Here is a 12,569-nt window from a genome sequence, read left to right as displayed (position 1 = left end):
TGGCAAGCATGTTCCATCAACTCAAGGCGCTGGCGGCACAGGGCAAGCCTGTGCGAGTCGGCCTGATCGGTGCCGGCAAGTTCGGTTCGATGTTCCTGTCCCAGGTGCCGCGCACGCCGGGCGTGCATCTGCTGGGCATTGCCGATCTCTCGCCGGCGCGGGCACAGGCAGCGCTGCAGCGGGTGGGCTGGGTGGCCGGACAGTATGGCGCCCGCTCCTGGGAGGAGGCGCTGCGCCACGGCAGTACCTTCATCCAGGACGATGCCGAAGCCTTGATCGCGCAGCCCCAGATCGACATCATCATCGACGCCACCGGCAGCCCGGCCGCCGGCATCCGTCACGCCCTGCTGTGCTGTGCGCATCGCAAGCACATCATCATGGTCAACGTCGAAGCCGATGCCCTGGCCGGGCCGCTGCTGGCACGGCGCGCCGCCGAAGCCGGGATCCTCTATTCCATGGCCTACGGCGACCAGCCGGCCCTCATCGCCGAGATGGTCGATTGGGCGCGTACTTCGGGTTTCGACGTGGTCTGTGCCGGCAAGGGGACCAAGTACCTGCCGCAGTACCATCAGTCCACGCCCGATACGGTGTGGGGCCATTACGGCTTTTCCGAGGAACAGGTGGCCGGCGGCGACTTCAACGCGCAGATGTTCAATTCCTTCCTCGACGGCACCAAGTCGGCGCTGGAGATGGCGGCCGTGGCCAACGCCTGCGGCCTGCATCCGGCCGACAGCGGCCTGGCCTTCCCGCCCTGCGGCGTGGATGACCTGCCGACCCTGCTGCGTCCGCGTGCCGATGGCGGGCTGCTGCCGCACGCCGGCACGGTGGAGGTGGTGTCCTCGCTGGAGCGCGATGGCCGGCCGGTATCGCGCGATCTGCGCTGGGGCGTCTACGTCACCTTCGAAGCCCCCACCGACTACGTGCGCGACTGCTTCGCGCAGTACGGCCTGAAGACCGATGCCAGCGGCCGTTACGCCTCCATGTACAAGCCCTATCACCTGATTGGCCTGGAACTGGGCTATTCGGTGGCCAGCATCGCCGTGCGCGGCCAGCCCACCGGCAGCACGCTGGGCTTCAACGGCGATACGGTGGCCGTGGCCAAGCGCGACCTGCAGGCCGGAGAAAGACTCGATGGCGAAGGCGGCTACATGGTCTACGGCAAGCTGATGCCGGCGGCGGCATCGCTGAACCACGAGGCCCTGCCCATCGGCCTGGCGCATGGCATCGTCCTGCGGCGCGCCGTGGCGGCCGGGCAGACGCTGAGCTGGGCCGATGTGAGCATCGATGACAGCCGCGAAGCCATCCGCGTGCGGCGTGACATGGAGGCGCTTTTCCGCAGCGAGATGGGCTTGTTGCCACCACCATCGGAGCAGGCTGCATAAGCGGCTTGCTCGGCCTTGCTGGCGGGAACAAAGGCGGGAATAAAGGGGGGGAGAAAAAAGGGCTGCAGCAAAAATTGCCGCAGCCCGCAAATACAACAGAGAGGAGTTGAGATTGGACCTGAATTTGGCAAGCCGACCCTTAATCCAAATCAAACCCGCTGCGCGCAATGCGCGCCAGACCTGACTGGCAGCGACTTTCCGGGCAGTGCATCACAACAGGTTTTCCATCGCCCACAACAGCAGCAGGACCGGCAGTCCGAACAGGACGAACCGCGTCAGCGCCGGCCCGCGGGTGGGCCAGTAGGTCAAGGCCAGTACCTGCAGCAGTGCAGACAGGGTCAATACGCCCAGGCCGGCCACCATCCCCACGCTCCAGCCTTGCATGCGCATCGTCACCGCCAGGCTGGCCACCAGACCCAGCCCACCCAGTTGCCGCAGGCGACGACGCACCGGCGGTGCGGGCTCGGCGCCGCGTCCGTGCAGCTCGGCATAGTGCCGGTCCATGGCCAGTGCCAGGGCGCTCCAGGCGCAGTAGGCCAGGCCCAGCGCGAGCAGGAATCCGAAGGCTGTCATGCTGTTTCCTCCACGGGGTCGCGCTCGACCCTGGACTTGGCCGGCGCGGCCTGCAGGCCATCCTGGCGCTTGCGCTGGCGCCGCGCCAGTACCCGCTCGGCCATCGCCAGAGCAATCCCCAGCGCCAGCACAGTGAGATCAAATGCCGCCACGGGCCAGGGACCATGGCCCAGCAGGAGCGTCACACCCAGGTGGGATTGCGTCGTGAACACGTTGAGCAGCGGAAGGCCGATGAACAGCGCCGCGCCCAACCCCAGTTGCAGGCGCCACATGCGCAGGTCCGGACGCACTTGCGCCAGCACCGCCGCCACCGCCCAGGCAGCGAAGAAGAGGTTGATTTCCATCTGTGCGCGCTGGTGCAATTCCAGCGGCAGCAAGCGGTTGGCCCAGAAGTAACTGGCCAAGGCGATCGGCAGGCCGGCGATGGCGCCGATGTTGAGCGCCTCCACCAGTCGCAGGCCGAAGCTGGCGCGTGCGCCGCCGGCGATGGCCTTGGCCTCCTTCTGGCGCGTCTTGACCGCCCACAGCACGGCGCCGCTGGCCACCATCAGGTAGCCTGACAGGCCGCACAGGAAGAACAGCGCCCGCAGCCAGGGATCGGCGAAATGCGCCAGGTGCAGGCCATACAGCGCCCCCCGGGTGACGGCGGTCGCACTGGGATCGTCGCCATAGGCGGCCAGTCGTTCGCCTGTCACGCCCTGGTACATCAGCCCCGGTTGCAGGGAGGACAGCGTGCTCATCTTCTGCCGCGTGATGACCACGGTGGCCTTGGCGTCGCCCGGGTTGTTGACCACCAGCACGGCCAGTGGCGCGCCCTGCCAGTGTTGCTGTGCCTGGGCCGCCAGCGGCGCCAGCGCGGTGAGGGGCGCCGCCACGCCGGCCGGCTTGACGCGACCGGCGGTGCCGGGGAACACGGTCTCGAAGAAGGCGGTTTCGCCACCCTTGTCGCGGTAGGCGCTTTGCACGCCCCAGGGCATGATCATGAACATCAGCGTGACCAACCCGGTATAGGTGATCATCAAGTGAAACGGCAGCGCCAGCACCGCCGTGGCGTTGTGGGCATCGAGCCAGGAACGCTGCCCCTTGTGGGGGCGGAAGGTGAAGAAGTCCTTGAAGATGCGTTTGTGCGTGATCACCCCGCTGATGATGGCCACCAGCATGAACAGCGCACAGATACTGACGATCCAGCGCGCCCATTGCACCGGCATGTAATGCAGGTCGAAATGCAGGCGGTACAGGAACTCGCCGCCGCGTGTGTCGCGCACCTGTGCCAGCGGCTGGCCGGTGGCGGCGTCGATGCGCTCGCTCTTGAAGCGGCTGCGCGCGCTGGCGCCCTTACCGCCCGTGCCATCCCCAGCCGGCGCCACCCAGCCCACCCGCATGGCCACGCTGCGCTCGGCCGGCAGGGTGATGAACCAGCGCTCGGCCCGCGGTGCCTTCTGCTGCAGATAGGCCACAGCATGCTCGATGGCCTGGGCCTGCGGCACCGGTGCCGAACGGGTAGCGTGCAGCTCCGGCATCATCCACAGGCTGATCTCTTCCTTGTAATAGCTGGCGGTACCGCCGGCAAACACCAGCAGCAGCACCCAGCACACCAGCAAGCCGCACCAGGTATGCAGCCAGGCCATCGATTGTCGGAATCCCTCCCTCACGGCAGCACGCTCCCGGTTCCGGTCAGCCAGGCCAGCAAGGCCAGCAGCAGCGCCGGCAGCGCCAGCCCAAGCCAGGACCGCGCGGCGCTACGCGCTGCAAAGACCCAGATCACGGCGCAGGTGAAGATGGCGAAGGACAGCATGGTCGCCGTCATCACCGCGTCGGCCGGCGCCATCGGCAGCAGGCGCGCCAACACCATCGTACTGAGCGTGCTGATCACATAACCGCCACCGACGGCGGCCAGGGCGCGGGAGAACACGGCCAGGCGATAGTGCAAGGTCGGGCCGCTGGAAGAAATCGGTTTCATGCTTGCCATGGAAGGAGGACGCCCGGCTTACTTGTTGGGCGTGGCCGCAGGTGCCGCCGGCAAGGCCTTCAGGCCCTTGGGCTGGACCAGCGACAGGGTGGTCACGAAGCTGGCGATGTCATAGGCCTTGCCGTCGCGTTCACCGGCGGTCTTGTCGGTGTGGTGTACTTCGGCCACGTACACCCCCTGCCAGGGCAGGTCGAACTGCACCAGGCCCTCGGCATCGGAATGGGCTTCCTTCATCCAGCCCGAGGGCGTCACCAGACCGACCTTGGCCTTGGGCAGCGCGGCGTTCTTGTAGCTGACCTTGAACTGGCCGGGCTTGCCGGTGGGGACGATGTCCAGCGCCAGGCGCGGCTCCTGGGCCTGCTGCGAAGTCACCAGACGTGCTGCCGGAGTCCAGGCGGTGCGGGTGGGCGGGGTGGCGTGCTTGTTCTCGAAGACCGGGTAGTGGGCATCCTCGGCCACGATGGATTCGCCCTTGCCGGCGCTGGCCGACAGATTGAAGGCATTGGCCGCCTTGCTCAGTTCCAGGGTACGGTCGCCCTGCGGGCCGATCAGCACTGCGCTGGGCGAAACGAACTTGTCCAGCAGGCCGGGCGAGACTTCGCGCAGGTTGTCGCCGAATTCGCCGAAATACAGTTTCGCCTGCTTGCCGTCCTGCTGCAGCCAGACCTGGTGCGCCCCCGCCGGCAGGGCCAGCAACAGGGAGGTGAACAGGCCGGAGACGATCGCCAAACGCTTCATGAAGGAATTCCTTTCGAGTGATGTTGTGTAGGTGGGCAAGCGGCGCATAAGCATGAGCATGAGCATGAACATGAGCGTCAGGATCAGGATCAGCGCAGTCTGCAAACAGCGGCCGTTCGCCCTTGCATTTGGCGCAGGGATGGTCCGACAGGACTGGTTATTATTTGAGAATGATTATCAATTATATTACCTACGATGCGGCAGGACAAGTCCCTGCCCGCTGGTCGGGTGGGCGGGCAGGGACAAACAGGGTATGATCGCTCCCCGCTTGAACGCGCCGCTGCACCCGCCTGTCCCGGGCCGCGCCGGCGCCCCGCACCACCGCATCCCCAGGAGAAACCGATCCATGCTTCGCCGCAACCCATCCGGCCACCGGCCCCAAGTCCACGAATCCGCCTATGTCGACCACACCGCCATCCTGTGCGGCAAGGTGATCGTGCATGAGAATGTCTTCATCGGTCCCTACGCCGTGATCCGCGCCGACGAGGTCGATGCCCACGGCGACATGGAGCCTATCATCATCGGCGCCCATTCCAACATCCAGGATGGCGTGGTGATCCACTCCAAGTCGGGCGCAGCCGTCACCATCGGCGAGCGCACCTCCATCGCCCACCGCGCCATCGTGCATGGCCCCTGCACGGTGGGTGACGATGCCTTCATCGGCTTCAACAGCGTGCTCTTCAATTGCAGCATCGGCGCCGGCTGCGTGGTGCGCCACAACGCCGTGGTCGATGGCTGCGACCTGCCGCCGGGTTTCTACGTCCCCTCCACCGAACGCATCGGCCCCAAAACCGACCTCTCCACCATCCCCCGTGTGACGGTGGCGGCATCGGAATTCTCGGAAGACGTGGCGCGCACCAACAATGAACTGGTGCTGGGCTACAAGAAATTGCAGAACGAGTTCTGATTTCCGCGCTCGGCGCGCTGGTCTCCCTCGAAACCACGCGCCCAACAAAAAATCCGGCTTCTTGCGAAGACCGGATTTTTTATCGACCGCATGGATGAATCGGCTTCTGCCGATCAACTCCCGCGATAAGTCGAATACGCCCACGGCGATACCACCAGCGGCACATGATAGTTCTGCGTCGCATCGGCGATGCCGAAGGCGATCACCACCTCATCGACAAAGCGCGGTTGCGGCAGCTCCACGCCCTGGGCCGCGAAGTAATCGCCGGCCGCAAACACCAGTTCATACTTGCCGACCTTGAGTGCGTCGCCGGCCAGCAGCGGTTCGTCGCAGCGGCCATCGCTGTTGGTGACGGCCTGCTTGAGCAGGGTCTTGCTTCCCTCCGCCACCGCATACAGCGCCAGCTTCACGCCCGCGCCGGGCTTGCCCCTGGTGATATCCAGCACGTGCGTGCTCAGTTTGCCCATGTTGCTGTCCTTTCCCTGTCTGATTTGAATTGCGATGCCGGCCGATGATATACCGCCGGGCGGCGATGCCTATACGAGTGCGCTTATACCCGCCATCGATGCAGCGGACATAATGCCTTACCGCGCTGCCGCCGCCAAATCGGGGAAGACACCCGATGCAGGCCACAGCGCCGATCCACCCCGCCGCCATGCCAACGCTCCCAACAGGAGCGCCCTGCCAGGCCGGCCTGCCGGCCCATCCATGCCGGTGCCGTACCTCACGACGACACTATCTCTATAAAAATTTTATCCACTTACTGGAGGAGACTTCATGCCCATCCCATTCCTGTCCCGGCGCACCTCACTGGCCAGCATCCTGGCGCTGTCGGCGAGCGCCGCCCACGCCGCCGACTGGTCCGACAATGCCATCGGCTATCGCTACGGCACCCGCTTTGCCGAACCCTACAACAGCCAGGACATCAGCAAGAACATCCTCAACTTCACCCACAGCAGCGGCTACCGCTACGGCACCAACTTCCTCAATATCGACCTGCTGATGTCGGACCGCAAGGACGACAATGCCCAGGAAGCCTACCTCACCTACCGCCACACCCTGGACCTGGGCAAGATCAGCGGCCGCGATCTGGCTTTCGGCCCGGCACGCGGCGTCGGCCTGACCCTGGGCCTGGACTGGAATACCAAGAACGACAACAGCTACGCCTCCAAGAAGCGCATGTGGGTCATCGGCCCGACCCTGATGATGGATGTCCCGGGCTTCCTCAATGTGAGCCTGCTGGCCCTGTTCGAAAGCAACCAGCCCAAGGGCATCAGCAGCCGCTACAGCTATGACACGCACCCCATGCTGAACCTGGCCTGGGGCATCCCGCTGGGTAGTTCCGGCTGGGGCTTCGAAGGCTACCTGAACTACATCGCGGCCAAGGGCAAGAATGAATTCGGCGGTGCCACCGCGCCCGAGTTCAACATCGATACCCAATTGATGTATGACCTCGGCAGCCGCCTGGGCATGGGCAAGAACAGCCTGCGCCTGGGGCTGGAATACCAGTACTGGCGCAACAAGTTCGGCAACCCTTCCACTGTCCCCGGCTCGCTGGCCAAGACGCCGATGGTGCGGGTGGAATACCACTTCTGATCACCCTGCCGCGTCAGGATGTCCTTCGCACTTTCAGACGAATCTGATTGAAGAAGTTCGACGCCGGAAATCTGCTCTCGCCGATCAAGAACCGCCGCAAAAACTCCTGCAAAAAATCGAAATTTGCAGGAGTTCCTTTTCCCTCCCCGCTTCCTATACTCGCCCGTTCCGGCTTGCCATGACCCGTGAGGTCTTCCAGCCAGCGGCCGGATATCCCTGATATCTGATCGCCAGCCACACGTCGGCAAGCGCGCAGGAGCGGCGTCGACGCCTGCCCCGCCCGCCCCCTCATCGCCAGCCAAGAGATTTCGCAACCCCTCTCTCGGAACCTGACATGAGCCTGATCAAGAGTCGCAAACATCCCACCCCTACCCGCCTGCGCACCGCCCTCGCCAGTGCCCTGCTGCTGCCCGCCGTGGCCGCCCATGCCCAGGCCGGCGGCAGCCAGTTGCCGGGCCTGCAGGTCGATGCCGCGCGGGAATCGCCCTACAAGGCCGAGCGCTCGGCCTCCCCCAAATACACCCAGCCGCTGGTCGATACTCCGCAAACCCTGCAGATCATCAAACGCCCGCTGATGGAGCAGCAGGGCGCGACCTCGCTCACCGAGGCCCTGCGCAACACGCCCGGCGTGGGCACCTTCTTCCTCGGCGAGAACGGCAGCACCAGCACCGGCGACACGGTCTACATGCGCGGCTTCGACGCCTCCGGCGCCATCTTCGTGGACAACGTGCGCGACCTGGGCGCGATCTCGCGCGATGTCTTCAACCTGCAGCAGGTGGAAGTATTGAAAGGCCCGGCCGGCACCGACAACGGGCGCGGCTCGCCGACCGGCTCCATCAACCTGGTCACCAAGCAGCCCGAACTGGCCGATGCGCTAAGTGCCTCGGCCACCTACGGCAGCTGGAACCAGAAGCGCGCCACGGTGGACTGGAACCGGGTGCTGGACAACGACCGCGGCCTGGCGCTGCGCCTGAATGTGATGAAGCAGAACAGCGGCGTACCGGGCCGCCATGAAGTCCACAGCAGCCGCGACGGCATCGCACCTTCGCTGGCCTGGGGCCTGAACGGCCCGACCCGCATCTTCCTGAACTACCTCCACATGCAACAGAACAACCGCCCGGATGGCGGTGTCTCCACCATCGGCCTGCCCGGCTACAGCTCGCCCGACCCCGCGCGCCCCTTCCTGAGCCAGGCACCCAGGGTCAATCCGCACAACTTCTACGGTCATGTCGACGACTATGACCGCGTCAACGCCGACATGTACACCCTGCGCGTGGAGCACGACTTCTCACCGCAACTGAAGCTGCAGAACAGCACCCGCTATGCCCGCACCGACCAGGACTATCGCCTCAGTTCCTTCCTCGCCACGGGCGCGAAGAGCAGCCGCTTCGACACCGGCCTGAAGACACCTTCGATCAACGACCGCTCCACCTGGCTGCTGGGCCGCCAGCTGATCAACCGGCGTGATCAGGCCAACCACATCCTCAGCAACCAGACCCATGTGAGTACCGAGCTCGCTACCGGTCCCCTGCAGCACACCCTGGTGGGCGGACTGGAACTGAGCAGCGAACGCCAGGATGCGCTTTCCTTCACCGCCAGCGGTGGCCCGCGCCCGGATGCCAACCTGTATGCGCCCGATCCGCGTTTCGACGACAGCAAGCTCAGGATCAACGTCAGCGGCCGCAACAAGGGCGAGACCGACACCGCCTCGCTGTACCTGCTGGACACCGTCAAGTTCGATGAACGCTTCTCCGTCACCGTCGGCCTGCGCGAAGACCACTATCGCACCCGCTTCTTCAACCTCAACCAGAATGGCCCCACCCAGCTCAAGACCTCCGGCAACCTGCTGAACTGGAAGCTGGCCGGCGTCTTCAAGCCGACCCGCAACAGCAGCCTCTACGCCCTGATGGCGACGTCGCAGCAGCCCCCGGGCGGTGCCAATTTCAACCTCAGCGCCAGCAAGGACAGCGCATCCAACCCCGACTACGCGCCGCAGAAGACCCGCACCGCCGAAGTCGGCAGCAAATGGGAAATCCTGGACCGCAAACTGCTGCTGACGGCCGCCCTGTTCCGCACCGAAGTCAGCAACGAGGTGGAGAAGGATGAAGCCAGCGGTGTCTATTTTCAGACCGGCAAGAAGCGCAACCAGGGCCTGGAACTGGGCGTGAGCGGTGAACTGACGCCCAACCTCTCGCTCACCGCCGGCTACAGCCGCATGAACAGTACCGTCGAGAGCGGCAGGATCGTCACCGCCAGCGGCGAGAACGTCCTGAACTACACGCCCCAGCAATCCTTCACCAGCTGGGCCAACTGGCGCCTGCCGCAGGGCTTCGTGGTGGGCGGCGGCCTGCGCTATTCGGGTGGTCTGCGGCGCGGACGTGACGGCGCCATCGGTACACCCACCCGGACCGACGCCTATGTGGTGGCCGACGCCATGGCCGGCTATGTGTTCAACAAGACGGTGGACCTGCAGTTCAACGTCACCAACCTGTTCAACAAGGACTACGCCGCCTCCATCAACAAGAGCGGCTACCGTTACACGCCGGGCGCCCCACGCGCCTTCGCGCTGACGGGCAACTTCAAGTTCTAGGCCGCGGCATCGTGTTGAATCGGGGCAAGGTAGTGCACTTCGAATTGATTTCGAATGAAGCAAACTAAGGCCCTAGCCTTCCGGTGACGACGTTCTGTCGTCACCGCTCTCCCCCTCCCATTCCCTTCTCCCCCTCCTCTCCCTCTTCGTCTCCGAGACCGGCGGAAATGCCTTCTCAAGCCGGATTGCCGACGTCTACCCATCGCTGAGCAATCCTGTCCGTGTTCTTTGTACAACACAGATACCGAGTTGGCGCGCCCGAAATAAAATTTTTACGAATAAGAATCACTTTTATTTAGAGTGTCTTTTATAATTGTAAATATCTTGTATCCAGTTGTTAGACAACGAGCGATATCAGATAACAAAAAAACACGTACTCGCCAGCCATTGCGGCGGTGCAGGCCGGGTCCCCGCTGACCGACCGGCCGCCCGTCCGACTCATAGCCAGCCAAGAGAACCCAAAACAACTTCTCTCGGAACCTTGCCATGAGCTACATCAAGAGCCGCAAGCACGCGCAGCCCGCGTTCGCTTCGACCCGCCTGTCCGCCGCCGTTGCCGGCGCCCTGCTGCTGCCCGCCGTCGGCGTCCACGCCCAGACCAGCACCCTGCCCAAGGTGGAAGTGACCGCCGCCCAGGAATCGGATTACAAGGCCGACAAGGCCTCCTCCACCAAATACAGCCAGCCGCTGGTGGATACCCCGCAGACCCTGACCGTCATCAAGAAGCAACTGATCGACCAGCAAGGCGCCACCACCCTGACCGAGGCGCTGCGCAACAGCCCCGGCGTGGGCACCTTCTATCTCGGTGAGAACGGCAACACCAGCACCGGCGACGCCATCTACATGCGCGGCTTCGACAGCTCCAGCGCCATCTTCGTGGACAACGTGCGCGACCTCGGGTCGATCTCGCGCGACATGTTCAACATCCAGCAGGTGGAAGTATTGAAGGGTCCGGCCGGCACCGACAACGGCCGCGGCTCGCCGACCGGTTCCATCAACCTGGTCACCAAGCAGGCCGAGATGAGCAACTTCTTCAACGCCTCCACCACCTATGGCAGCTGGAACCAGAAGCGCGGTACCGCCGACTGGAACAAGGTCCTGGATGAAGACCGCGGCATCGCCCTGCGCCTGAACCTGATGAAGCAGGACAGCGGCGTCCCCGGGCGCCACGAAGTCAAGAATGACCGCTACGGCATCGCGCCCTCGCTGGCCTTCGGCCTGAACGGCCCGACCCGGGTGTTCCTGAACTACCTGCACATCGACCAGGACAACGTCCCCGACGGCGGTGTGCCGACCATCGGCCTGCCCGGCTATACCTCGCCGGACCCGGCCCGTCCGTACATCTCCAGCGCCCCGCGCGTGGGTTCCAGCAACTTCTACGGCAACGTGAACGACTACGACAAGGTCACCTCCGACATGTTCACCGCCCGCGTGGAACATGACTTCTCGCAGGACCTGAAGCTGCAGAACACCACCCGCTACGCCAAGACCACCCAGGATTATTTCCTGACCTCCTTCATGGCGACCGGCACCGCCACCAGCACCCGGGCGACCGGCCTGCTCACCCCCTCGGCGACCAATCTGTCGACCTGGACCCTGGCCCGCAACCTGCCCACCCGCAAGGACCAGTCCAATGAGATCCTCACCAACCAGACCAACCTGACAGCCAACCTGAAGACCGGTTCGCTGCAGCACACCCTGGTGGGCGGCGTGGAATTCACGCAGGAAAAGCAGCATGCCACCTCCTTCACCAGCAGCGGCACACTGCCGGCGGCCAACCTGTACAGCCCGAACGCCAACTTCGGCAGTGGCAGCTACACCATCACCCCGACCGGCTACAACGACGGCAAGACCGATACCATCTCGGCCTACCTGTTCGATACCGTGAAGTTCAACGAGCAGTGGTCGATCAACGGCGGCATCCGCGAAGATCACTATCGCACCACGTATTACTCCAACGCCGCCGGCACCATCACCAACCTGTCGACCTCGGGCAACCTGTTCAACTGGAAACTGGCCGCGATCTTCAAGCCGACCGACTACAGCAGCATCTACGCGTTGTATGCGACTTCGCAGCAGCCGCCGGGTGGCGCCAACTTTGCGCTCTCCAGCGCGGTCAACAGCGCCGCCAATTCCAACTACGCGCCGCAGAAGACCAAGACCAGCGAGCTGGGTACCAAGTGGGATCTGCTGAACAAGAAGCTGGCCGTGACCGCCGCCGTGTTCCACACCGAAGTGAGCAATGAAGTCGAGCAGGACGGCACCTCCGGTCGCTACTTCCAGACCGGCAAGAAGACCGTGCAGGGGATCGAACTGGGCGTGACCGGTGACGTCACCAACAACCTCTCGGTGGCCGCCGGCTACACCTGGATGGACACCAAGGTCGACAGCGGTGCCATCACCACCGCTTCGGGTGAAAACAACCTGGCCTACACCCCCAAGCAGGCCTTCACCTCCTGGGCCACCTACCGCCTGCCGCAGGGCTTCACCATCGGCGGCGGTGCGCGCTACGTCAGCTCGCTGCTGCGCGGCACCGACGGCGCGGTCGGCACGCCCAAGTACGCCAATTCCTACTGGGTGGTGGACAGCATGCTCGGTTATGTCGTGAACAAGAACGTGGACCTGCAGTTGAATCTCTACAATATTTTCAACAAGGACTACGTAGCGGCAATCAACAAGAGCGGCTATCGTTACACCCCGGGTTCGCCACGCGCCGTGGCGCTCACCGCCAACTTCAAGTTCTGACCCTGCCCATGGCGATGATTTGATCTGCCTCAGCCCCGGCGCCATGCACTTTGCCTAAAGTGGTGGCGC

Annotated in this window: 10 protein-coding genes; 5 read left to right on the top strand and 5 right to left on the bottom strand. The window is 64.3% G+C overall.

What is annotated here, in order from left to right; genetic code table 11:
- Positions 1-8 precede the first annotated feature (8 nt).
- Positions 9-1,382: an NAD(P)H-dependent oxidoreductase gene (locus tag BTM36_RS11500; RefSeq protein ID WP_077236377.1), complete on the top strand. Its 1,374-nt coding sequence runs from the start codon at positions 9-11 to the stop codon at positions 1,380-1,382.
- Positions 1,383-1,592: 210 nt separating this feature from the next.
- Here the strand turns inward: BTM36_RS11500 and BTM36_RS11495 are convergent, their stop codons facing one another.
- From BTM36_RS11495 to BTM36_RS11480, 4 genes are read right to left on the bottom strand one after another with little or no spacing between them, the layout of a single operon-like run.
- Positions 1,593-1,955 carry a DUF3325 domain-containing protein gene (locus BTM36_RS11495; protein WP_077236376.1) on the bottom strand — a complete coding sequence of 121 codons (363 nt, stop codon included), beginning with the start codon at positions 1,953-1,955 and terminating at the stop codon, positions 1,593-1,595.
- Complete coding sequence (locus tag BTM36_RS11490) at positions 1,952-3,583, bottom strand: PepSY domain-containing protein (RefSeq protein WP_077236375.1); 1,632 nt, start codon at positions 3,581-3,583, stop codon at positions 1,952-1,954. Before BTM36_RS11490 ends, BTM36_RS11495 begins: the two co-directional genes overlap by 4 nt.
- 20 nt (positions 3,584-3,603) lie before the next feature.
- On the bottom strand, positions 3,604-3,915 hold the full coding sequence (locus BTM36_RS11485; protein ID WP_006465581.1) for a DUF3649 domain-containing protein: 312 nt from the start codon (positions 3,913-3,915) through the stop codon (positions 3,604-3,606).
- A gap of 27 nt (positions 3,916-3,942) precedes the next feature.
- On the bottom strand, positions 3,943-4,662 hold the full coding sequence (locus tag BTM36_RS11480) for a hypothetical protein (protein WP_006465580.1): 720 nt from the start codon (positions 4,660-4,662) through the stop codon (positions 3,943-3,945).
- 346 nt (positions 4,663-5,008) lie between these two features.
- Between BTM36_RS11480 and BTM36_RS11475 the strand changes: the two genes are divergently transcribed.
- A complete protein-coding gene (locus BTM36_RS11475) occupies positions 5,009-5,569 on the top strand; it encodes a carbonic anhydrase (protein WP_006465219.1) in 561 nt (186 codons plus the stop codon).
- A 113-nt stretch (positions 5,570-5,682) separates the two neighbouring features.
- Here BTM36_RS11475 and uraH read toward each other — a convergent pair whose 3' ends face one another.
- Positions 5,683-6,036: a hydroxyisourate hydrolase gene (gene uraH, locus BTM36_RS11470; RefSeq protein ID WP_006465218.1), complete on the bottom strand. Its 354-nt coding sequence runs from the start codon at positions 6,034-6,036 to the stop codon at positions 5,683-5,685.
- Positions 6,037-6,346: 310 nt separating this feature from the next.
- On the opposite strand from uraH, the gene BTM36_RS11465 reads away from it, so the two are divergent.
- The 3 genes from BTM36_RS11465 to BTM36_RS11455 all read left to right on the top strand — a co-directional run bounded on the left by BTM36_RS11465 (position 6,347) and on the right by BTM36_RS11455 (position 12,500).
- A complete protein-coding gene (locus tag BTM36_RS11465; protein WP_077236374.1) occupies positions 6,347-7,165 on the top strand; it encodes an outer envelope protein in 819 nt (272 codons plus the stop codon).
- A gap of 334 nt (positions 7,166-7,499) precedes the next feature.
- Positions 7,500-9,755 carry a catecholate siderophore receptor Fiu gene (locus tag BTM36_RS11460; RefSeq protein WP_077236373.1) on the top strand — a complete coding sequence of 752 codons (2,256 nt, stop codon included), beginning with the start codon at positions 7,500-7,502 and terminating at the stop codon, positions 9,753-9,755.
- Between the two features lie 486 nt (positions 9,756-10,241).
- Positions 10,242-12,500 (top strand): catecholate siderophore receptor Fiu, encoded by a 2,259-nt coding sequence (locus tag BTM36_RS11455; RefSeq protein WP_077236372.1) that lies wholly within the window; start codon positions 10,242-10,244, stop codon positions 12,498-12,500.
- Positions 12,501-12,569 lie beyond the last annotated feature (69 nt).

The organism is Herbaspirillum sp. VT-16-41 (assembly GCF_001994935.1).
In the GTDB taxonomy this organism is placed as follows: Bacteria; Pseudomonadota; Gammaproteobacteria; order Burkholderiales; family Burkholderiaceae_D; genus Herbaspirillum; species Herbaspirillum frisingense.
This window is presented reverse-complemented; position numbering and strand designations above follow the sequence as displayed.